Source organism: Vreelandella xerophytica (assembly GCF_968048975.1).
On record NZ_OZ309106.1, the window covers coordinates 2,573,656 to 2,593,212 of the forward strand.

Genomic DNA, 19,557 nt, shown 5'->3' on the forward strand with positions numbered 1-19,557 from the left:
TGCGACTAGAGGGGCTGCGACGTTTTACTCGATCAGCGAACGGCTCAGGTAGCGAGCAAACTGCTCGTACAGCTCGCTTGATTGCGAAGCGCTGAGCACCAGCTGGATGGAGGGCAAGTTCGGGACGCCGTTCGCCTCAGAAAGTACGAAAAGCTCCTGGGACAACGCACTTCTGGGCAGAATACCTACCCCCAACCCGCTCATGACCGCCTTCTTGATATTATCGAACGATCCGCTGACATAAGCGAAGTAGTGCGAGCGCCCGACACCGTTCAGCGCCGTGACGGCGCTGCTTCGAATCACGCACCCGTCCAGAAACGTGACCAGCGGAATGTCGTTCATATCATCGAAATGAAGTGCGCCGGCGCTGACCCAGTAAAGCGGCTCGACCTGAATGACTTGTTCGGCATTCGATACCACCGGCTGACCCGCGATACCCTTGAGAATCACCACGTCCAATAGCTGCTGTTCGGCCATTCGCGAAAGCACCGCGGAGGAGGCCGCGGTGACTTCAACGCGCAGTCCCGGGTTTTCCTCGAGGCAGAGTGAAATCACGCGGTGAAGGTTACCCACTGCAAAGTCATCCGGCACCCCTAACGTTACCTTTCCTTCAAGGTGTGATGTCATCAGCGAGTTGATCGCCCGGCTGGTACGCTGAAGAATATCCCGGGCGGCGGGCAGCAACCGCCGGCCTTCGTCGGTCAGCCCGATCACATGCCCCTGGCGCCTTTCGATCAGGCGACAGCCAATATCTTCTTCCAGACGTTTCAGGCCAACGCTCAGCGTCGATTGGGTACGCGCCAGCACGTCACTTGCCCGACCAAACCCGCCGTACTGCGCCACGGTCACGAAAGTGCGCAGCTGTTCGAGCGTGATCCCCCGCCCTTTCAGGGAAACCTCGTCCTGGCTTTCAGGTTGCATCAGTGCCCCGTGCATCTTCTCTGCTATCGATAAAAGCGATTATAACCTTGGCACAATTCATTTAACAAAAAGCCGCTCAGCTTCGATGATGGCGGTCATCAAGTGCGTTTCCCCACGCCCCTCCGCTCAACATGAGAAAGCGCTATGTTCCTGGTCGTCATCCCGATTTTCATGGTCATTCTTCTTGGCTACCTGTTTGGCAAGGTAAAACCCGATAGCGGCGGCTCCGACAAGCTGATCAACGATTACGTGCTGTATGTCGCGCTGCCGGCCCTGCTGTTTCTAGCCATTGCCAGGGCGGATCTCAACGAACTCAGGCAGTGGGGCTTTATCGCCTCGTCATTGACGGGGATCGTCTGCGTCTACCTGCTGGCCGGGATGATCGCTCGGTACAAGGGCATTGCGCTGCCTCAGTCGTCCATCCTGAGCATGGGCGCCTGTTATGGCACGACGGGCTATATGGGCGTGCCCATTCTCATCTCCGTATATGGCGAGCAAGCGGCGCTGCCGGCGGCCATCGCGACGATCCTGCACAACATTCCCGCCATCATGGCCGTCATCATCAGCTGGGATCTATTGGGCGGCAACCGCGCAGACAATACCCCGGCCGCTACCAGCCTCTGGAAAGCCTTCAAGACGACCTTTACCAACCCCCTTACGATTTCCGTGCTGGCGGGGCTTTGCTTCGTGCTGTTCGGTATTCCTCTGCCGGCGTTCCTTGAAGCGTTTGCCGGTTTCCTGGGCAGCGCCGCAGGCCCGACCGCGCTATTTGCCCTGGGGCTTGGTCTGTCCCGGCTCAACGTCAAGGAACAGATAACCGGGAATGCGTTAGGCATCGTGGCCCCCATGCTGTTGCTCAAGATCGTGGTGCAGCCTGTCATCACGCTGTTGGCGGGCGTGTATCTGTTCGGCATGGGCAAAGAAAACGCTCTGTGGCTGGCGGCGGCGGTGGTCATGGCGGCACAGCCCATTGGGGCGGGAGTTTACGTGTTCGCGAAGAAGTACGAATACCGCCAGGAGACGATCTCGTTGGCGATCATTGCATCCTTGCTGGTGTCGCTGGTCACGCTTCCGGTCGTCTTGAGCCTGCTGAGCGGCCAGGGTGGCTATTGACGGTATCAAGCCGAGCGCCAATACGTATAAAGCGGGGCCTCAAGCGTTGGGGCCGCCGCTCAAGATAAACGAGTGAAGCTCGATATCGGTGCGAAACTCCCAGCCCAGGCGCTTCCAGAAGCGCTTGCCAGCATCGTTATCTACCAGCAGCATCAAATGCGATTTCTGAATGCCTTCATCCCTTAGCGCGTTCATGCAGCGGCGGACCAGTTCAGACCCGACACCCTGTTTTCGGCAAGCCGCCGCGACCGCCAGATGCTGCACAAAACCACGATGGCCATCATGGCCGGCCATGATAGTGCCCACCACTTCGTCCTGCTGCTCTGCCACGAAGCTCAAGCCGGGATTGCGCTTCAGGTATCGGTCGATACCTTCGCGGGAGTCCACATCGCGTAGGCGCACGCCTTCGGTGCTCAGCCATAGCGCCACGGCGGCGGTGTAGTCGGCGATGGTCATGGGGCGGTAGTGCATGGCGGAATCTCGAAGGACTTAGTGCAAGAAGAGATGTACGTTACATACGGCGCTTGAGTGTTGCGTATACCTTATCCTTGTCGCGCTTGCCAATGGCTAACACATATACAAACAGCTCATCGTCGACGATTTCATACACCAGGCGGTACCCGGCAGCACGCAGCTTGATCTTGTAAACCGCGCCGTACCCGCTGAGCTTATCTGCGGGTACGTGAGGGTTTTCAAGTCGTTCAGCCAGCTTCTTTTTGAACTGATTTTTGACCGGTGCCCCCAGCTTTCCCACTCCTTGAGCGCAGCCGGTACAAATCGCAGCCTATAGGTCATCCAGATGTACCGTGACTGCTTTATCCTTGTCGCCTCGGCGCTTTTCTACCAGTTTGGCTAGCTCGTAATCTTCGAGCATTTCCATCATGGCTTCATAGGTCTCGGCAGGGATCAAATAAGCGGCGGGCTTGTTGTGATTCAATACGGCGATGGCGGAGCCGTCAGCCTGGGCAAGTAGCGAGGAGGGGTTCTTCTTCAATTCTGAAATACTAACGGATAGTTCGGCCAATACTTGATGCATGACTGGCTGCTCCAAATGGGGCTAATTTAAGCACTATTTTTAGTACTTATTTTATCTTTACGCTATGCATTGTCGCGGCAAACATGAACCCAGGATCAGCCGTTTAATGAGATTTAAAAGCTGATACCCAGCCGCAGCGCCTGAAGGCCATCGAGCCTCACGCTGACCTCATCCGAGAAGACAGGATGCCCTTCGATTCCCAGGTTGAGTGCGGCTTGCGAGCCGCGGTAAGTCACGTTGATCGTTACCTCGGTCGAAGTACTCACTGGTGCCCATAGCCCGTATTCGACACTTTCTACATTCACCGCACTCAGGCCGCGGTTATCAAGCTCCTGCTGCACTTTCTGCTCCACGGCGTGGCCGTAATAGACATAGATACCCGCATAGCCCAGCGCCAGCACCACGATCAATGACAGTAGCTTACTCATGAACGTCCTCACGTTATCGCCGTTCATTCAACGGCCAAGGGCTGATAATGCCCAGCGCTAGCCAAGTGCACAAGAGGCTACTGGATAGGCATAACCATACCGCCACACGCCACATTACCCAATGCTTATGGCAGTAGCAGACGCCCTATCAAGCCATAGTCAAGTACCCTGAGCCTCATCCAATGCCAACAGCAGCTGCTCGCGTATCCAGCGGTGCCCTGATGCGCCTGAGTGACGCACGTGATGGAGCATGCGCAGCGTATAGCGAGGCGCCTCGAAGGGTACGTCATGTACTGCAAACACCAGCGTATTGACCAATTGCAGTGCGGCCTGGCGCGGCAATGTGAAAAGATGATTCGAGTGAGCAACGATATGAGGCGCAGCCATCAGGCTGGGCAGCTGCACGGCGACATCCCGCTGCAGCCCCTGCCGAGCCAGAGCGGCGTCAATCACACTGCCCGAATCCCCCCAGGGTAGAACGGCGACATGCCGCTCGGCCAGGTACTGTTCGAGGGATAAGTAACTGCCTATCCGTTCATGGCCCTGGCGAGCAATCACCACATAGTCATCATCCAGACAGTCGAGCGCCTCTACGCCCTCCGAAAGCATCGCCTGGCCATGCGAGACGCCTAGTGCAAAATGAATGCGTCCCTCACGCAGATCATCCAGCGAGTCGCGGTGGGTGGCATAAATCACCTTGAGCTGTAGATGTGGCGCAAGACGTTCCAACCGCGCGACCAGTAATGGCAGAATCGCGTAGGCCGTGTAATCGGTTGCCGCAAAGATGAAGGCCTGCGTACTGGTAGCGGGCGAAAAAGGAGCTGTTTCAATCAGTCGGTCCGACAGGATGCGCAATGCATCTGACACGCCGGCGGCCATCAGCTCAGCCTCCGCCGTGGGCTGCATGGCGTTGCCAGTGCGGACAAACAGTTCGTCGGCGAGGGTATCGCGCAAACGCGATAGTGCATGACTGCACGCCGAGGGACTCATGGCCAGTTCATCCGCCGCCATGGCCACGCTGCGATGCCGAAACAACGCATCGAACACCAGAAGCAGATTGAGGTCGAGACGACGCAGACTGGAATGCATGGAGTGCATGAATACCTGAATAGAATGCAGGGCGTACATCTTTGGTTTTCTTTATCATGCTGTCAACGAATCATCACCCGGCAGAAAAGGAGTCTGATCATGCGCATACCTGCTTTCCGTAGCGCCATCCCCACCGATACCGCGCGCTGTTATCACATCGAAGCCGCCGCCTACGAAGGCGATGAAGGGGCCACCCGGGAAAAGATCGCCACGCGCATCGAGCAGTACCCGCAAGGCTTTCTTGTCATGGAGCTGAATCAGGAGGTGATCGGTTTCATCAACAGCGGGTGCGCGCACGATGTGGTGATGTCCGATGAAGCATTCAAGGAACTGGTGGGCCACGACGCCGATGCACCCAACGTGGTCATCATGTCGGTGGTGATCGATCCCGCCCACCAGGGTATGGGCTATGCATCGACGATGATGCAAGTCTTCATCGAGCGTATGAAAGTGTCAGGCAAACAAACCATTCACCTGATGTGCAAGGAGCGCCACGTCGGGTTATACCAGCACCTGGGGTACCGTTACGTGAAGCCTTCTTCCTCCGACCACGGCGGCATGGCGTGGCACGAGATGGTCATGGCGCTATAAAGCCTTGCGCTAGCGAGAGCATAGGCACATAGGTATCGCTATCGATCAGCGGCAAGCCGCCACGTCTCAATGGAGCGAACATAGCCTGGCGGCAAGTTGGTGGGCAGCGCATCAATCGCAAACGTCTCGATGCTTGAGTGTTCATGGCTAACCTTCGGGTCGAAGCGCCCTACCAGACCACAGCCATAGGTCACGATGAACACGTGCCTGCCGGGAATCACCTCGAACAGGTAGCTGTCGATGATGCCTTGTGCCGCCACCTCGACATCCAATTCTTCCTGAAACTCCCTGACCAGGCACTCGGCGGAGCTCTCGCCCATTTCAATGCGCCCGCCGGGCAGTTCCCATTCGTTTCGATCATTGAGCGCCAGCACGACCTCGCTTGAAGGCAACAGCAGTACGCCTTTAATGGATACTGGGAACATGGTTTTCTCCATATCGATAAGTGATCCTAAGTGGATAGGGCAGACTACCAAGGATCGATAGTGCATGCCCAGGCGACGGGTAACGTGGTACCCAAAGCTTCAGCAATTGAGCAATTATGTACAAGCCTTCGCCTACCGTGCTGGCTTAAGCTAGCCAAGTGACGATTCAGGAGCGCGCGGGATGTCCAACGCCAGCCGATTTCAATTCATCAAGAGCCAGCACGTGGAAAGCCTCACGGTGCTGCATGCGGCGATGGAAGATTTCCGCTATGACCGCCACGCGCATGAGGAGTACGCCTTTGGCGTGACGCTTTCCGGGCGCCAGGATTTCTTCAGCGGCGGGCAGTTTCACAAGAGCCCGCCGGGCAACGTCATTGTGTTCAACCCCGAAGAAGTGCACGACGGCCAACCTGGCGGTGACCACACGTTGGATTACCTGATGCTCTACATCGACCCCGAACAGGTAAGCCCGCTGTTTGCCAATATACTGGGCCGCGAGACTGGCGCAGGCTTTCGCTCACCGAACACGCTGATTTAGGACGTTCAGCTGCGCGGCGCCATTCTGGAACTGGCGCGGCTGGTTACACATAACGTGGGTAGCTGTATCGATCAGGAGAACGCGCTTTACAAGGTGGTGGAGCGAACCGTGCAGCTGGGCGGCGCGTTTCAGGATACGCCGAGCGTCACACGGCCGGATACGCTGCTGGGTTTGGCAAAGGCGTACATTCATGCCCACCTGGATAGGGATATTTCTCTGGATGAGATCAGCCAGGCGGCGCACCTGTCCAAGTATCACTTCCTGCGCCTGTTTCGCCAGCATTACGGTATTACCCCGCATCAGTACGTGATCAACTGCCGTATCAACGCGGCCCGCGCGGCGCTTCTGAAAGGCGCGTCCTTGAACGACGTCGCACTGCGCTTCGGGTTTGCCGACCTCAGCCACTTCAATCGCCGCTTCAAACGCATCTACGCCATGACACCGCGCCAATACCAGCGCGACCTTGCCCGCTAGGCACTCGCCAGACCAATACTCTCCGTACGAGGTTCTACCATGTTAGCAATCGTCGCCTATGCCCTGGGCGTCATGTACACGCCTGGGCCTGTGAATCTGCTGGGCCTGAACGTGGGTATCAACGGTCAGGCCAAACGATTGGCAGGGTTCTGTCTTGGCGTGGGCTGCGCCATGCTCGTGTACCTGCTGGTGCTGGGCTGGGCGGGGGCCGCGTGGATCGGTGGGCAAGCGCGGGTAGTGTTAAGCGCCCTGGGATGTAGCTATATTCTGTACCTGGCATTCAAGATCGCCCGCGCCAACGCAACGCTTGAAACCGACGCCGAGCCACCACGCCTGCTGAGTTTTCGCGATGGGTTGGTGATGCAGCTTTTAAACCCCAAGGCCATGGTGGCCACTTTGCCCATCGCCACCCTGCAGTTTCCCGCAGCGGGCATTCAGGGAATAAGCCTGGTCATCTGGGCGCTGGCCCTGTCACTGATGGCTGCCGGCGCTCCAGGCAGCTACGTGCTGGTCGGCAGCCTGGTCGGCCAGCGCGTTCAGAACCCGCGCATCGTGAAAGGCTTTAACGGGATGATGGCGGGACTGCTGGCTGCCGTGGCGCTATCGATTGGGCTTGAGCATGTGTGGCGGCCGCTGTTCGCTTAAAGCTCAGACTACCTGCCCGCCACTAACCTCTATGCGCTAGTCGACTTGCAGCTCGCGCGCTTCGCGACAGCTACGCACGCTCGTTGAAAGCTCACGAACCAGCCCGTGAACCTGGGCAATGGCCTCGTCGGCGGTGTTGGCCTGCTCGATGCAGTCCACCAGCGCAGACCCCACGACCACCGCATCGCTGAAGCGGCCGATGGTAGCGGCCTGGGCCGGTGTACGGATGCCAAAGCCGACGGCGATGGGCAGGTCGGTATGCTCGCGAAGCCCGGCCACGGCGCCTTCCAGGCGTTCGGGGGTCGGCGCGCTAACGCCGGTAACACCCGCCACCGAGACGTAGTAGATAAACCCGGACGCATTGGCCAGCACCGTGGGCAGGCGCTTGGCGTCCGTGGTCGGCGTGGCCAGACGGATGAAGTCGATGCCGTGCCGGGCGGCAGGCCGGCAGAGTTCGTCGTCGTGCTCCGGCGGTAGATCCACCACGATCAGGCCATCGACCCCGGCTTTTGCGGCGTCGGTCAGAAAGCGCTCGACGCCGTAGCAGAAGATGGGGTTGTAGTAGCCCATCAGCACGATGGGCGTGGTGGCGTTCTCTTCACGAAAGCGGCGAACCATTTCCAGCGTCTTGGCCTGGGTCTGGCCGCCTTCCAGCGCGCGCAGGGCGGCTTTTTGAATGGCGGGGCCGTCGGCCATGGGGTCGCTGAACGGCATACCCAGCTCGATGATATCCACACCGGCCTCCGGCAGGCCATGAAGCAGGCGGCGCGAGGTTTCGGCATCCGGGTCGCCGGCGGTCAAGTAGCTCACCAACGCCGGGCGGTTTTCGGTTTTAAGCTTAGCGAAGCAGTTTTCCAGGCGTGACTTGGGCTTGAGGTTGTTGGCGGCGTGACTCATTTGAACTTGTCTCCCAGGTAGTGCGCGACGCTCATCATGTCTTTATCGCCCCGACCGCTCAGGTTGACGACCATCAGGTGCTCGCGGGGAAGTTTCGGTGCGCGCTTGGCCACTTCGGCCAGGGCGTGGGCGGTTTCAAGCGCCGGGATGATGCCTTCTTGTTGGCAGCAAATCTGAAAGGCCTCGAGCGCTTCCTCGTCGGTGGCCGAGACGTACTCGACGCGGCCCTGCTCGTGCAACCAGGCGTGCTCGGGGCCGATGCCGGGGTAATCGAGTCCCGCGGAAATCGAGTGGGCATCACTGATCTGGCCGTCCTCGTCTTGCAGCAAGAACGTGCGGTTGCCGTGCAGCACCCCTGGGGTTCCGCCGTTCAGGCTGGCGGCGTGCTTGCCCGTACTCACGCCCTTGCCACCGGCTTCCACGCCAATCATCTGCACGCTGTCATCGCCAAGAAATGGGTGAAAAAGCCCCATGGCGTTGGAGCCTCCGCCGATGCAGGCCACCAGCGAGTCCGGCAGGCGCCCTTCTTTCTCCTGCATTTGGCGGCGGGTTTCATGGCCGATCACCGCCTGGAAATCCCGCACCATGGCCGGGTACGGGTGGGGGCCCGCCACGGTGCCGATAATGTAGAAGGTGTCGTCGACATTACTCACCCAGTCACGCAGGGCCTCGTTCATGGCGTCTTTCAGCGTGCCGGTGCCGGAGGTGACGGGAATGACTTCCGCGCCCAGTAGCTTCATGCGGAACACGTTGGGCTGCTGGCGTTCGATATCCGTGGTGCCCATGTAGATCACACATGACATCCCGAAGCGCGCCGCCACGGTGGCGGTGGCCACACCGTGCATGCCCGCGCCGGTCTCGGCGATGATGAGCTTTTTGCCCATCTGCTTGGCCAGCAGCACCTGGCCGATGCAATTGTTGATCTTGTGCGCGCCGGTGTGGTTGAGCTCCTCGCGCTTTAAATAGATGCTTGCACCGCCAAAGTGCTCGGTCAGCCGCTCGGCGAAGTAAAGCGGGCTAGGACGGCCCACGTAGTCGTTCTGGAAATAGGTAAGCTTTCGCTGAAATTCCGGATCGTTCTTGGCTGCGGCGTACTCGTCCCGCAGCTCGTTGATCAGCGGCATCAGCGTTTCCGCGACGAAACGGCCGCCGAAGCTGCCAAACATGCCGTTGTCATCGGGCAGGCTCAATGACGGAGTAAAGGGTTGATTCATTGTGACCTCGAATGCCAGAAAAAGAACCGTATGGCCTTCACGCTAACTCGAGTGTGCGGCGATAAAAAGCGATAAGATGTCGCCTATTCGTGAGCTTTACTCAACTATCATCGAGGTGTTCATGCAGAACAGCTTGCCGCCGTTAAGCGCCCTGCGTGCATTTGAGGCCACTGCCCGTCTGGGTAGCGTGACCGCCGCCGCTTTCGAGCTAAGCGTGACCCACGGCGCGGTCAGCCGCCAGCTCAAAGGCCTGGATGAGCACTTTGGCACACCGTTGTTCGTAAAGTCAGGCCGGGGTATCGTGCTGTCTCGCCACGGCGAAACGCTTCAGCGTGGCCTGGGCGATGCGTTCATGCGCCTGCGTGATAGTTGCGCTTCGCTCAAGCGTGAGGTGGAAGGCGCCCCGTTTACGCTCGCCTGCCCGGGCAGCCTGTTGGCGCGGTGGTTGATTCCCAGGCTTGGGCATCTGCACCGGGCGCTACCCGAGCTCAATGTTCAGGTGGTGGTCAGCGAGACCGAGCAACATGGCCAGCAGGCCGGTACCAGCGCCACGCTTGCGTTTATTGAGCCGCCCTGGCCCGAGGGTGGCGAGGTCATCGAGCTGATGGCGGAAGAGATCTGCGCGGTGGCAATCCCCCCGCTTGCAGCCAGCCTTGATGCGTCCAAACCACAAACGCTGTTCGGCGCTACGCTTTTATCCACCGCCTCGCGCCCCCAGGCGTGGCCGGAGTGGGCCCGCGCATGGGGGCTTGAAAAGGCGAAGCTTGAACACGCGTTGGCCCAGGGCCAGGAGTTTGACCATCTTTACTACCTGATGGAAGCCGCCGTGGCCGGCCTGGGCGTGGCTATCGCGCCCAGGCTACTTGTGGAAGATGACCTGAAGAGCGGGCGGCTGGTCGCGCCCTGGGGCAGCATCGAAACCCCTGCCCGGCTGTGTTTATGGCTACCCCGCCAGACCAGCCCGCACGTTGGGCAGCGCCTGGCCGAATGGCTTGCGCAGGCGCTCAATGAGCCGGCGCGCTAGCGCCTTACAAAGCGGCAAGGTGCCAATCAAAAAAACGCTCATGGTGGTTATATCACCCGCTCAAGCAGCCCTGGTTTTTGAGCACCAGTTCAGCAAGAAAGTCCGCCACCGCTCTTACCCGTCGGGACTGGGCAAGATCGGTTTGAATGGCCAGATAGATCGGCTGCTCCACCCCGATATCGGGTGTCACGCAGGTAAGCCCCGCACCGGCCGCCAGAAAATGCGGCAAGACGGCCAGCCCGAGCCCCGCCTTGGCGGCGGCGACCTGGGTAGCAACGGAGGTGGTGGTAAGCGCAGGCTCGCGGCCTTGCAGCCTGCGTTCGACCCATTGGGCGGCCGGCAAATGGGCGTAGGTTTCTTCCCAGGCAATCAACGCATCCGTTTCATGATGGCCCGCCTTTGCACCCGGTGCGCGCTGCGCAAGGTAGCCGGTGCTGGCGTAAAGCCCGTAGCCCAGCGTGCCCAGACGGCGAAGCGTTACATGGCCGCGCTCCGGCTTGACCATGCGAAGGGCCAGATCGGCGTCGCGGCGGTGCAGATTGACGGTGGTAATGTCGGTCACCAGTTCCAGCGTGACGCCGGGGTACTGGCGGCGCCATTCGGGCAGCGCGGGAAGAATCAGCTCGGTGGCAAGGTTTTCCGCCGTGGCCAGGCGCACCCGTCCGGTCATCTGGGTCTGGGCGGCCGAGCCCGTAGCAAAGGCAGCCGCTGCGGCTTCCAGCGCTTCGGCTTTTTCGACCAGCCCTGCTCCTTCTTCGGTCAACAGATAACCCGACTGGTGACGCGCGAACAGCGGAAGCTTGAACGCTTTTTCGAGCCGCTCGATGCGCCGCGAAAGGGTCGCGATACCCAGGTGAAGTTCTGCTGCCGCCCCGCTCAGGGTGCGGTGGCGCGCCACCGCCAGAAAGGCCTTGGTGTCATCCCACACCCAGGCACGCAGCGCGGATTTTTCAGAGTCGGAAATGGGTTTGGCTATTTCACTGATGTTTTTCATCGATGGATAGTGCCACACGGCGGTTACCACGCTCAAGCAGGATGGCGCTCAGCGCCCCTTGAAGCTCCAACGGCGCCTTCACCGATTAACGGTGAAGGCTGTATGCCCACGGGGACGAGTGGACCAATGCCTGGGGCAGCTCAGGTGTTGGTCCCCGCATCCATTTCCATCTTCTTCTCCAGGCCCTCCCAACCGTGTTCTTCCACCAGGGCCTCGAGTTTGGGCGGACGGTAATCGCTGTCGCGCTGGTAGCGCTCCTTGACGCTTTGGTGAATCAGCGTCGGCTTGTTCTCATTGGTGAGCGGGCGGTGCAGCTTGGACTTTAAACGGTACACATGCCGACGAGAATTGTGCAACTCGCCTTGGCTTGCGTCGGTCAGGTTCTTGTGAAGGTAACGCTCTGTGGCAAGCCCTGCGGCGTTGGCCTCCTTCAGCATCCACCCAAGCGGCGCATCGGAGGCCTGGTTGCCGTTCTCGTCAGGTTCCTTGCCACCGCCTACATCGCTATGCACACCGGCAAACCAGACCTGCTTCAGATCCACCCCTTCGCGGGCCTCCCACAGGGTGGGCTCGAAGTCCTCGCGCATCTCATCGATGGCCAGGGCGTGGCGCGCGGTGGCGATATTGCTGCCCATCTTGGTGTCGTAGAACTCGTTCTCGTTGTTGAACAGCCCGCCCAGCAGGCTCAGCGGTATCCCCAGCGCCCCCACGGTATCCCACACGCCGATAAAGTGAACACGGCGCGAAGGATGGCAGTACGCGTCCCGAAACGCCTTGGCCGCTTTGCCGCCGGGCCAGTTTTCATCGGCGTCGTCCCGGTACATGTCCCAGGCCTGGGTGATCCGCCCGGCTTGGGAGCGCTTGAGAATGCCGCAGTTGTTGATGAGCCCGCTCAGGGCGCGCACGTTGTAAGCGCCGCGGCTGAACCCGAACAGGTAGATGTTATCGCCCGGGGCGTAGTTGTGGACGATGTAGCGATAACCATCGATGATGTTCTTTTCGATACCGGCACCGGTCAACGCACCGCTGATCTGGTTGGTGTACGAACCGATCCCCCACCCATAAGAGACGTGCTGGCGCGTTTCACCCGCAAAGGGTGAGATGCCCCGCGCCAGTTTCAATACGTTGGTGGGGTAATCCTCTTCCAGGTCTTCTTCCGGCTGATTCCAGGTGCCATCGGCGCAAATAACGAGATTGGCCATATTGTCGCTCCTTGACGTCCGGACGAGTGAACATCACCAGTGTTGACACTGTCTACTGATTCGAGGCGATCAGCGTACCGCCGGCGGCCATGAACAGGCCACCGGTCGCCCGGTTGAACCGTGTGTAACGGCGCGGGCTCTGGAACCAGCGGCTAATGCTGGAGCCCAGACCCGCATAGGTCGACATAAGGGTGAAATCGATTACCAGCCAGGTCAATGCAAGAATAATGAACTGGATGAGCTGGGGCTGGCTCACATCGATGAAGTTGGGAAAGAGTGCTGCGAAAAAGAGCAGATCCTTGGGGTTGCTGATGCCGACGGTAAAGCCTTGGCGAAAGAGTTTTTTCGCCGGCGCCCGAAGGCCTTGGGCCACCACCGGGCTGTCCAGTTCGAGCCCCGTCGTGTCTCGCCAGGCGGCGATTCCCAGATAGATCAGATACGCCCCGCCTACCAGCTTGAGTACGTAAAAGGCACTTTCTGATGCGGCGAGGATGGCACCCAGCCCCAGCGAGGAAATGAGCATCAGCACCAGTGAGGCCAATATGCCGCCCGTTACCGTTGCTGTCGTCTGCTTTCGGCCGAACTTGAGCCCGTGGCTGGTGCACAAAAGCGCCACCGGCCCGGGAAAGATGATCAGGGCGAAAATCACTCCGACATAGGTCAACCAGGTCCACGCGTCCACGTTTGCTCCTCTTGCAAAACAGCTGATTTGAAATACCCAATACTTCAGGCGCGACTCGCGCGGGCGAGGTACTCACTGAAACAGTCAGGGAAGTAGGCTTGGCACCACTGGGCAAGCGTAGCGTGAGACACCACTGAGATACTCTCCCCACCCGGCGTGTACAGCAAAAGCGTATGAAGCTCAAGCGCTTGCCACAGCATGTGTAAACATGCGCTTCCCGCGCCGATGCTGGCGGCCGCGCCATACACTTCGGCATCACAAAGCGCGCCGAACCCCGATTCAGTCACGATACCACGCTCAAACGCCGCGTGGTGGTCGGGTAAGCCTGTCATAACCCTTCTTGTACTCTATGAAACGATTCACCATTCAAGCATATTCAGCATGCCATCTGGCTTAAAAAAACCATCTCGCTTTTCTCGACCAGGTTCCGTTGAATTATCCTTTTTATGCTGATGAACGGCTAACACCCATGAGGCGTTTATTCTATTGCGTTTGGAAAGCGTTGCCGAAAGAGGTACGGTCATTGACTGAACATTCAACTAAAGGACTGATCATGCAGCGTACTTCGTGGGTTACCGCTCTCTCCCTAGGTCTTTTCGCTGGTGCTGCGGCCTTGGCCCAGGCGGACACCCCGCTGGAGCAACAGCTAAAGGATCTAGCGTCGTTTCAGGTAATAGCCCACCGCGGCGCCAGCGGCCACGCGCCGGAAAGCAGCATGGCTGCACTCGAACTGGCCCATACCTGGGGGGCAGGTTACCTGGAGCTGGATATCCAGATGACGTCTGATGGCGAGCTGGTCGCCTTTCACGACGACACCCTGGAGCGCACCAGCAGCGGCGAAGGCCACATCAACGATCACACCCTGGCGGAGCTGAAGGACCTGGACGCAGGCACCTGGTTCAACGAGGCCAACCCCGAGCTTGCCAACGAGGCCTTCGAAGGCGCGCACATTCTGACCCTGGAAGAGGTATTCAACCGCTTCGGCCAGGACGCCCGTTTTTATCTGGAAACCAAATCACCAGAACTCAACCCTGGCGTGGAAGAAGGGCTGGTGCGCCGCCTGGAAGCCTATGACATGATCAATACCGGGCGCGTGCTGATCCAGTCCTTCGATCAAGAGAGCCTCTTGAAGATTCACGAGCTGAACGCGGATATCCCGCTGATTCAGCTGGTGTGGTACTCCCCGGACGAAGACGGCGAACGCCTGACCGAGTGGACCGGCGTAACCCCCTCACCCCATGAGATCACCAACGAAGATTTTCAGGCGGTAGCCGAGTATGCCGTCGGCCTGGGCACGAACTACCTGTATGACGGTAAAGAGGTGATCAGTGAGGCCTTCGTGGCTAGCGCACAGGACAACGGCCTGGCGGTGCATGTCTACACGGTCAATGAAACTGATGAAATGCAGCACCTGCTCGACTGGGACGTGAACGGCCTGTTCACTGACTACCCGGACCGGCTGATCAAGCTTATCGAGTAACGTGGATTGACCTGCGCCCGGCCTCGGCGGGCGTTTGCTCCCTCATCTAACGCCCTTCCAACTGCCCGATCACCTGTTCGACTCTTTTACGTTCGTCCCCCTGCAGGGTTTTCAGTGGCAGCGGCAGGCTGGGGCTACGGACGTTACCCAGCACTTCGGCCACGGTGGCGATGACCCGCAGGCTCCCGCCGTATTCGCGATAAAGGGCCCACAGCGGCTCGAGTTCGCCTGAAAGCCTCAAGGCCGTTTCCACGTCGCCCGTCTGGGCGGCGCGGGTAATCGCCAGCGCCCTTTTCGGAAAGAGCCCGCCGAGGACGGAGTACCACGTCTCGCACCCGGCACTTAGCCCAACGGCCGCCGCCGGATCACCGCTGATGCCAAGCGTGACATCGTCTGGAATCCGCCCACGCAGCCGCGTGATGCGCGCCCTGGCTTCTTCAATATCGCCGGCGATCGGCGGTATCTTGATCGACTTCACGCGGGGAAGCTGGGCAATACGCCCGTGAAGCTCGTCGCTGAAGGAGAAATGGGTGGTGCCCGGGTTATCGTAGACGCATAGCGGTACGTCGAGTGAATCGCATACTGTCTCGTAGAGATCGAACACCTCATCCTCGGTGAGCGTTTGATACGACACCGGCGCCAGCAGTACGCCGCTTGCCCCCGCTTTCTGGGCCTCTTCCGCCAACGCCAGTACCTCTCGAGTGCGCAGCGCTCCGATGCCCGCAATCACGGGCACGTCACCGGCGCTCTCCACCGCCAGCCGTGTAACGCGCGCGCGCTCCTTCCGGGAGAGGTAAACGTAGCTCCCCGTGGAGCCCAGCACGCCGATGGAATCCACCCCCGCAGCGGCCAGGCACTGGATCAGGGCGACGAATTCATCTTCGCGAACCCCCTCCTCACTCATGGGGGTCAAGGGAAAGGCACTCAGACCGATAAACATGGGCGTTATCCTTCAACAAGGGGTTATGAACGAAATCGATGAGCGTATGGGATGCGGGCCGCGACGCTTTCAGCACGTTTGCAAACGATGCCGTGCCTGACGCCAAAAGCCAAGCGTATCGTCCATCAAAAGCGCTTTGGACACTGCTCCTTGATGGAATCCCACTGGCCCGCCACCTCGTCAACGCTTGCCGCGCGTACCCGGTTCAAGTGTCGCGGGTAGTCGACGCCCGGGTTCTCCTCGAACCGGGTGGCGCTGAACTGGCCGTTGCTGGCGCGCAGGATATAGCCGCTTTCCCGGCACGACTCGCTTGCCAGGTACAGCACGCCCGACGTTACCCACTCGGGCTTGAGATCCGAAGGTGTACCGGTTTCGCCCCACATGCGCGTTCTGGCCACTGGCGAGACGGCGTTCACCAAAATGCCGTGCTCTGCCCCCTCGAAGGCCAGCGCATTCATGAGGCCGACCTGGGCCATCTTGCCCGCCGCGTAGGCGGCCAAGCCCTTCTGGCCGTAGCCCAGGTACATGGCGCGGTCGGAGGTGGTCAGCACGATGCGCGCCGCCGAGGACATCTTGAGATAAGGCCAAGCGTGTTTGGCAAGCCAGGTCGGCGCCCAAACGTTGATGGCCAGCGAGCGCTCGAGAAACGCCGCCCCGGCGTGCTCAATTGCCTGGTAGCCGACCCAGCCGGCGTTGTGGATGATGATATCCAGCCCACCGAACGTGGCCTGGGTGCGCTCGATGAGCGCCCGACACTCGGCTTCCTCCTCCAGCGACCCATGGTGGACGATGGCGAAATGCCCTTCCCGCTCGAGCGCCGCCGCTGCCTTTTCGACCACATTGGCGTCGCTGCCGTCGCCTTCCCGGCCAGCCCCGCTATCGCTGATCACTACGTTCGCCCCGGCGCGGGCGAGCTCCCGGGCGTAGGCCCAGCCGAGCCCCCGGCCGCCGCCGGTAATGATGGCTGTCTTGCCTTGAAATGACATGATTCGGCTCCTCGATCTGGCGTGTGTGAACACCATCAAGGTACGCTTTGAATCATTTTTATCTAATATTAATCGCAAGCGCATGTGATACGTACACGATATTACCGATGGCGCTAACGATCATTTAAAGTATCAGGATCGCGGCCCCTACTGACGAGACCCTTCAATGATCGAAACCCGCCTGCTCAAGCAGTTCATCGTCGTGGCGGAAGAACTCCATTTCCACCGGGCAGCCGCGCGGCTGCACATGGCTCAGCCGCCCTTGAGCCAGGCCATTGCGAGGCTCGAAGAGCGCCTGGGCTTTGCGCTTTTTCTCCGCAGCCGGCGAAGCGTGACCCTGACCCCGGCCGGTCGCGCGTTTCTCGATACCGCTTACGCCACCTTCGAGCAACTCGATAGCGGCATTGGCCGGGCGCGCCGCGTGGCCCAGGGCATGGCCGGAAAGCTGACGGTGGCCACGATATCGCTTGCCGGCTACGCCCCGGTGCTCGAGGCGCTGCGCGACTTTCGCACCACCCTGCCCGAGGTAGAGCTCGTCATCCGCGAAATGCCTTCGGCTAGTCAACGCGATGCGCTGTTATCCGGTGAGGTGGACGTGGCGCTGATGCGCGAATTGCCGCTACCGCCTATGATCGAATCCCGCCAGGTACTGAAAGAGGAGATCAAACTGGCGCTGCCCGCTGACCACCCGGGCGCGGCTAGTGCCGCCAGAGGCGGGCCGGTTGCGTTAAGCGCGTTTGCCAAGGCCGATTTCGTGTTCACGCCGCGCGCACTGGGGCCGGGCTACCACCATCAAATGATGGCGCTTTGCCAGGCGGCGGGCTTCACGCCCGCCATCAAGCAGGAGACCGCTCAGCTTCACACCCTGTTGGGGCTGGTGGCAAGCGGGCTGGGCGTTGCGCTGGTGCCCGCCTCGCTCGCGCGATCAATACGTTTGGACGGGGTCGTGTTTTGCGCGCTGGCGCCGCTTTCGGGCGGGCCCGATTCGACTCTGGCACTCAACGTGAATTGGCATCGTGAGAACACTTCGCCACTGGTCGAGGATTTCATCGGCCGGCTCGCGTTTCAGGCGGGTGAAAAAGTTCTACCCCTTTAGCCGCTCCTCGTGGGTTTTGACGTAATCGGGGTTGATCAGCTTGCGAAGCCTCAAACACAGGAAATAGACCAGCGACCCGGCGGCGAAGGCGATGGCAATGGGTACGAAGATGGCCAACAACCCGGTAAATAACCCGAGCCCGTAAGCATCGGCGAGCGGAACCGAGTAACGGATCATCAGCACCAGGCTCAACAGTATCGAAGGCCCGATGATCAACGCGTGGGCCAGGAAGTAGCGATAGAAATAGCGTCGGCCGTATCGGGTATAGACGCCGTCGATGTCGACCTTTATCTCATCCCCCTCCTCGCTCGCAAGCTTGAGCAGTATGGCCTCGCGCTTTTTTCTCAACGCCAGTGGCGCCCCGTCGGGCGTCTCAAAAGATAGCTCGACCACGTGCGCCTCGAAGGGCTTCCCGACGAAGAACATGAAAATGACTTCCGTATCCAGTGGCCGAATGAACTCGAAGTCGCCGATACTATGGAAATACAGAGTGGTTCTGCCGTTATAGGTGGCATAGCTGACCGCCTGCTGCTCCATTACGCCCTTGATCATTTTCACCTGAGTAGCCGTTTTGAGCCTTCGCTTGGTGCCTTCGCGGATCATCCCTCGCGCGACATATCCCAGAAGCCCTGTCGTGGCCGCCGCGATCAAAAAGCCCACGATCTGAAAGCGGATCAAAAGCCCCAGCGCAAGCACTAAAAGCGCGATGCCCATCAGCCCGAAAACCGCGCCGACCAGTGCGGTGACGTGAAGCCCCATTCGCTTGTAAAGCGCCACCTGCCTTACGTGAAACCGCTCGTATGCCGTCATGTCACGCTGACCAAGCGTCTTCACCTCGTCGCTTGCGGCATCGTTGTTGGGTACCTGTTTTTTCATGATCTCTGGTGTCTATTTTTCGTGCTTATTCCTTCGAGCCTAGCCCTTGAGCATCTCTTCCAGCGTGAGATCGACATAGTCGGCATCGAGCCCTTTTCTGAGTTTCTTGTAGAGATACTCGAGCAATGCGTATATCAGGCCCCCGGCGATGATTGATGCTACGACGATTCCCATTAACGCCCAAAAAGTGAAGATCTCGTACTTGAAGATGAGGTAGAAGCCAAGCCCGGGGCACAGGAGCATGGGCGGGCCACTTAGAAGGTTGAAGCGCCAGGCATCGCGTTTGAACATCTTTCGCCCGTACTTCTCGAAGGCGCCGTTCAAGTCGATCTGGTCGTTAAGGTTGAAGAGCAGCGCTTCATCGATACCCTCGTACCGCTTGCCCATCGTCAGCGGCGGATACATCCGCAGAAAAAGCGCATGTACGTCGATGACCTGGCCATAGCATTTTTCGAGAAGGTCATACGAACCCGGCGGGCCGTGCAGCAGGGCGTTTCCGATGTAGTACTCATTCACGTAATGGCCGCCGCCGTTCATGCTCGGCACACGCTTTTTACGGATGGTCAGGATGCCCCGAATGATGGAGACCCGCGGGTCGAAGCGCACGCGGCGTTTATAGCCCAGCCAGAACATCCAGATACCGGCCATCATCGGCCCAAGCGTCAGAAACGCGATGAGCGAAAATCCGATCCAATCGAGCGTTAGCGACCCCATGCTGAAGGCGATCGGAAGCCCCGCCCCCATGCAAAACGTGATGACGCCGCTGCCCATCAAAAACCAGAAGAGGTAGCGATGCCCGGCCACGACTTTTTTCGCATAGGCGTATTCGTGGTCGGTCATCAAGCGCTCGTCGATGATCGCGCCGTGATACGTCATTGAAAGCCCCTCACTGGGCACTGGATTGGA

23 protein-coding genes and 1 pseudogene are annotated in these 19,557 nt (G+C 59.6%); 7 read left to right on the plus strand and 17 right to left on the minus strand.

The window, feature by feature from the left end; all coding sequences use genetic code 11:
• Positions 1-24: 24 nt before the first annotated feature.
• Positions 25-921 (minus strand): LysR family transcriptional regulator, encoded by an 897-nt coding sequence (locus ACWF8S_RS12045; RefSeq protein ID WP_447553559.1) that lies wholly within the window; start codon positions 919-921, stop codon positions 25-27.
• Positions 922-1,065: 144 nt separating this feature from the next.
• On the opposite strand from ACWF8S_RS12045, the gene ACWF8S_RS12050 reads away from it, so the two are divergent.
• Complete coding sequence (locus tag ACWF8S_RS12050) at positions 1,066-2,034, plus strand: AEC family transporter (protein ID WP_447553560.1); 969 nt, start codon at positions 1,066-1,068, stop codon at positions 2,032-2,034.
• 39 nt (positions 2,035-2,073) lie between these two features.
• Here ACWF8S_RS12050 and ACWF8S_RS12055 read toward each other — a convergent pair whose 3' ends face one another.
• From ACWF8S_RS12055 to ACWF8S_RS12075, 5 genes are all read right to left on the minus strand, one after another.
• On the minus strand, positions 2,074-2,505 hold the full coding sequence (locus ACWF8S_RS12055) for a GNAT family N-acetyltransferase (RefSeq protein ID WP_447553561.1): 432 nt from the start codon (positions 2,503-2,505) through the stop codon (positions 2,074-2,076).
• A 40-nt stretch (positions 2,506-2,545) separates the two neighbouring features.
• Positions 2,546-2,788 (minus strand): type II toxin-antitoxin system RelE family toxin, encoded by a 243-nt coding sequence (locus ACWF8S_RS12060; RefSeq protein WP_447553562.1) that lies wholly within the window; start codon positions 2,786-2,788, stop codon positions 2,546-2,548.
• A 30-nt stretch (positions 2,789-2,818) separates the two neighbouring features.
• Positions 2,819-3,070 carry a type II toxin-antitoxin system Phd/YefM family antitoxin gene (locus ACWF8S_RS12065; protein WP_447553563.1) on the minus strand — a complete coding sequence of 84 codons (252 nt, stop codon included), beginning with the start codon at positions 3,068-3,070 and terminating at the stop codon, positions 2,819-2,821.
• A gap of 113 nt (positions 3,071-3,183) precedes the next feature.
• Positions 3,184-3,498, minus strand: a complete 315-nt coding sequence (locus tag ACWF8S_RS12070) for a hypothetical protein (protein WP_447553564.1) — start codon at positions 3,496-3,498, stop codon at positions 3,184-3,186.
• A 159-nt stretch (positions 3,499-3,657) separates the two neighbouring features.
• The gene (locus ACWF8S_RS12075; protein ID WP_447553565.1) at positions 3,658-4,626 is read right to left on the minus strand and encodes a LysR family transcriptional regulator; all 969 of its coding nucleotides are present in this window, start codon (positions 4,624-4,626) and stop codon (positions 3,658-3,660) included.
• Positions 4,627-4,686: 60 nt separating this feature from the next.
• Here ACWF8S_RS12075 and ACWF8S_RS12080 point away from each other — a divergent pair, with 60 nt between their 5' ends.
• Positions 4,687-5,178: a GNAT family N-acetyltransferase gene (locus ACWF8S_RS12080; RefSeq protein ID WP_447553566.1), complete on the plus strand. Its 492-nt coding sequence runs from the start codon at positions 4,687-4,689 to the stop codon at positions 5,176-5,178.
• Positions 5,179-5,216: 38 nt separating this feature from the next.
• On the opposite strand, the gene ACWF8S_RS12085 is transcribed toward ACWF8S_RS12080, so the two are convergent.
• Entirely contained in the window at positions 5,217-5,603 is a 387-nt protein-coding gene (locus tag ACWF8S_RS12085; RefSeq protein ID WP_447553567.1) for an NUDIX hydrolase, read from the minus strand.
• A 181-nt stretch (positions 5,604-5,784) separates the two neighbouring features.
• Between ACWF8S_RS12085 and ACWF8S_RS12090 the strand changes: the two are divergent.
• Together ACWF8S_RS12090 and ACWF8S_RS12095 are read left to right on the plus strand one after the other, a co-directional pair.
• Positions 5,785-6,615 (plus strand): annotated as a pseudogene (locus ACWF8S_RS12090) (AraC family transcriptional regulator).
• Positions 6,616-6,654: 39 nt separating this feature from the next.
• Complete coding sequence (locus ACWF8S_RS12095) at positions 6,655-7,260, plus strand: LysE family translocator (RefSeq protein WP_447553568.1); 606 nt, start codon at positions 6,655-6,657, stop codon at positions 7,258-7,260.
• 36 nt (positions 7,261-7,296) lie between these two features.
• Here ACWF8S_RS12095 and trpA read toward each other — a convergent pair whose 3' ends face one another.
• Positions 7,297-8,157, minus strand: coding sequence for a tryptophan synthase subunit alpha (gene trpA, locus ACWF8S_RS12100; RefSeq protein ID WP_447553569.1), 861 nt, complete (start codon positions 8,155-8,157; stop codon positions 7,297-7,299).
• A complete protein-coding gene (gene trpB / locus ACWF8S_RS12105; protein WP_447553570.1) occupies positions 8,154-9,371 on the minus strand; it encodes a tryptophan synthase subunit beta in 1,218 nt (405 codons plus the stop codon). Before trpB ends, trpA begins: the two co-directional genes overlap by 4 nt.
• A 121-nt stretch (positions 9,372-9,492) precedes the next feature.
• Between trpB and ACWF8S_RS12110 the strand changes: the two genes are divergently transcribed.
• The gene (locus ACWF8S_RS12110; RefSeq protein WP_447556594.1) at positions 9,493-10,395 is read left to right on the plus strand and encodes a LysR family transcriptional regulator; all 903 of its coding nucleotides are present in this window, start codon (positions 9,493-9,495) and stop codon (positions 10,393-10,395) included.
• Between the two features lie 52 nt (positions 10,396-10,447).
• On the opposite strand, the gene ACWF8S_RS12115 is transcribed toward ACWF8S_RS12110, so the two are convergent.
• The 4 genes from ACWF8S_RS12115 to ACWF8S_RS12130 form a co-directional block, all read right to left on the minus strand.
• Positions 10,448-11,389, minus strand: coding sequence for a LysR family transcriptional regulator (locus tag ACWF8S_RS12115; protein WP_447553571.1), 942 nt, complete (start codon positions 11,387-11,389; stop codon positions 10,448-10,450).
• Between the two features lie 140 nt (positions 11,390-11,529).
• On the minus strand, positions 11,530-12,591 hold the full coding sequence (locus ACWF8S_RS12120) for a DUF2235 domain-containing protein (protein ID WP_447553572.1): 1,062 nt from the start codon (positions 12,589-12,591) through the stop codon (positions 11,530-11,532).
• A 52-nt stretch (positions 12,592-12,643) separates the two neighbouring features.
• Positions 12,644-13,273: a LysE family translocator gene (locus ACWF8S_RS12125; RefSeq protein ID WP_447553573.1), complete on the minus strand. Its 630-nt coding sequence runs from the start codon at positions 13,271-13,273 to the stop codon at positions 12,644-12,646.
• A gap of 44 nt (positions 13,274-13,317) precedes the next feature.
• Entirely contained in the window at positions 13,318-13,605 is a 288-nt protein-coding gene (locus ACWF8S_RS12130) for a hypothetical protein (protein WP_447553574.1), read from the minus strand.
• Positions 13,606-13,826: 221 nt separating this feature from the next.
• Here ACWF8S_RS12130 and ACWF8S_RS12135 point away from each other — a divergent pair, with 221 nt between their 5' ends.
• Positions 13,827-14,753, plus strand: a complete 927-nt coding sequence (locus tag ACWF8S_RS12135; protein WP_447553575.1) for a glycerophosphodiester phosphodiesterase family protein — start codon at positions 13,827-13,829, stop codon at positions 14,751-14,753.
• A gap of 46 nt (positions 14,754-14,799) precedes the next feature.
• Here the strand turns inward: ACWF8S_RS12135 and ACWF8S_RS12140 are convergent, their stop codons facing one another.
• Together ACWF8S_RS12140 and ACWF8S_RS12145 are read right to left on the minus strand one after the other, a co-directional pair.
• Positions 14,800-15,693 carry a dihydrodipicolinate synthase family protein gene (locus ACWF8S_RS12140; protein ID WP_447553576.1) on the minus strand — a complete coding sequence of 298 codons (894 nt, stop codon included), beginning with the start codon at positions 15,691-15,693 and terminating at the stop codon, positions 14,800-14,802.
• Between the two features lie 125 nt (positions 15,694-15,818).
• The gene (locus tag ACWF8S_RS12145; protein ID WP_447553577.1) at positions 15,819-16,679 is read right to left on the minus strand and encodes an SDR family NAD(P)-dependent oxidoreductase; all 861 of its coding nucleotides are present in this window, start codon (positions 16,677-16,679) and stop codon (positions 15,819-15,821) included.
• Between the two features lie 166 nt (positions 16,680-16,845).
• Here ACWF8S_RS12145 and ACWF8S_RS12150 point away from each other — a divergent pair, with 166 nt between their 5' ends.
• Entirely contained in the window at positions 16,846-17,775 is a 930-nt protein-coding gene (locus tag ACWF8S_RS12150) for a LysR substrate-binding domain-containing protein (RefSeq protein ID WP_447553578.1), read from the plus strand.
• Here the strand turns inward: ACWF8S_RS12150 and ACWF8S_RS12155 are convergent.
• Both ACWF8S_RS12155 and ACWF8S_RS12160 read right to left on the minus strand, forming a co-directional pair.
• Positions 17,764-18,651 (minus strand): hypothetical protein, encoded by an 888-nt coding sequence (locus ACWF8S_RS12155; protein ID WP_447553579.1) that lies wholly within the window; start codon positions 18,649-18,651, stop codon positions 17,764-17,766. The two genes, ACWF8S_RS12150 and ACWF8S_RS12155, sit on opposite strands and share 12 nt — an antisense overlap.
• A gap of 39 nt (positions 18,652-18,690) precedes the next feature.
• Positions 18,691-19,527 carry a hypothetical protein gene (locus ACWF8S_RS12160; RefSeq protein ID WP_447553580.1) on the minus strand — a complete coding sequence of 279 codons (837 nt, stop codon included), beginning with the start codon at positions 19,525-19,527 and terminating at the stop codon, positions 18,691-18,693.
• Positions 19,528-19,557 lie beyond the last annotated feature (30 nt).

What these genes read in the sequence shown, in the direction of transcription:
- ACWF8S_RS12045 (WP_447553559.1), bottom strand. Translation starts at nt 921, where the DNA reads ATGCAACCTGAAAGCCAGGACGAGGTTTCCCTGAAAGGGCGGGGGATC.
- ACWF8S_RS12050 (WP_447553560.1), top strand. Translation starts at nt 1,066, where the DNA reads ATGTTCCTGGTCGTCATCCCGATTTTCATGGTCATTCTTCTTGGCTAC.
- ACWF8S_RS12055 (WP_447553561.1), bottom strand. Translation starts at nt 2,505, where the DNA reads ATGCACTACCGCCCCATGACCATCGCCGACTACACCGCCGCCGTGGCG.
- ACWF8S_RS12065 (WP_447553563.1), bottom strand. Translation starts at nt 3,070, where the DNA reads ATGCATCAAGTATTGGCCGAACTATCCGTTAGTATTTCAGAATTGAAG.
- ACWF8S_RS12070 (WP_447553564.1), bottom strand. Translation starts at nt 3,498, where the DNA reads ATGAGTAAGCTACTGTCATTGATCGTGGTGCTGGCGCTGGGCTATGCG.
- ACWF8S_RS12075 (WP_447553565.1), bottom strand. Translation starts at nt 4,626, where the DNA reads ATGTACGCCCTGCATTCTATTCAGGTATTCATGCACTCCATGCATTCC.
- ACWF8S_RS12080 (WP_447553566.1), top strand. Translation starts at nt 4,687, where the DNA reads ATGCGCATACCTGCTTTCCGTAGCGCCATCCCCACCGATACCGCGCGC.
- ACWF8S_RS12085 (WP_447553567.1), bottom strand. Translation starts at nt 5,603, where the DNA reads ATGTTCCCAGTATCCATTAAAGGCGTACTGCTGTTGCCTTCAAGCGAG.
- ACWF8S_RS12095 (WP_447553568.1), top strand. Translation starts at nt 6,655, where the DNA reads ATGTTAGCAATCGTCGCCTATGCCCTGGGCGTCATGTACACGCCTGGG.
- trpA (WP_447553569.1), bottom strand. Translation starts at nt 8,157, where the DNA reads ATGAGTCACGCCGCCAACAACCTCAAGCCCAAGTCACGCCTGGAAAAC.
- trpB (WP_447553570.1), bottom strand. Translation starts at nt 9,371, where the DNA reads ATGAATCAACCCTTTACTCCGTCATTGAGCCTGCCCGATGACAACGGC.
- ACWF8S_RS12110 (WP_447556594.1), top strand. Translation starts at nt 9,493, where the DNA reads ATGCAGAACAGCTTGCCGCCGTTAAGCGCCCTGCGTGCATTTGAGGCC.
- ACWF8S_RS12115 (WP_447553571.1), bottom strand. Translation starts at nt 11,389, where the DNA reads ATGAAAAACATCAGTGAAATAGCCAAACCCATTTCCGACTCTGAAAAA.
- ACWF8S_RS12120 (WP_447553572.1), bottom strand. Translation starts at nt 12,591, where the DNA reads ATGGCCAATCTCGTTATTTGCGCCGATGGCACCTGGAATCAGCCGGAA.
- ACWF8S_RS12130 (WP_447553574.1), bottom strand. Translation starts at nt 13,605, where the DNA reads ATGACAGGCTTACCCGACCACCACGCGGCGTTTGAGCGTGGTATCGTG.
- ACWF8S_RS12135 (WP_447553575.1), top strand. Translation starts at nt 13,827, where the DNA reads ATGCAGCGTACTTCGTGGGTTACCGCTCTCTCCCTAGGTCTTTTCGCT.
- ACWF8S_RS12140 (WP_447553576.1), bottom strand. Translation starts at nt 15,693, where the DNA reads ATGTTTATCGGTCTGAGTGCCTTTCCCTTGACCCCCATGAGTGAGGAG.
- ACWF8S_RS12145 (WP_447553577.1), bottom strand. Translation starts at nt 16,679, where the DNA reads ATGTCATTTCAAGGCAAGACAGCCATCATTACCGGCGGCGGCCGGGGG.
- ACWF8S_RS12150 (WP_447553578.1), top strand. Translation starts at nt 16,846, where the DNA reads ATGATCGAAACCCGCCTGCTCAAGCAGTTCATCGTCGTGGCGGAAGAA.
- ACWF8S_RS12155 (WP_447553579.1), bottom strand. Translation starts at nt 18,651, where the DNA reads ATGAAAAAACAGGTACCCAACAACGATGCCGCAAGCGACGAGGTGAAG.
- ACWF8S_RS12160 (WP_447553580.1), bottom strand. Translation starts at nt 19,527, where the DNA reads ATGACGTATCACGGCGCGATCATCGACGAGCGCTTGATGACCGACCAC.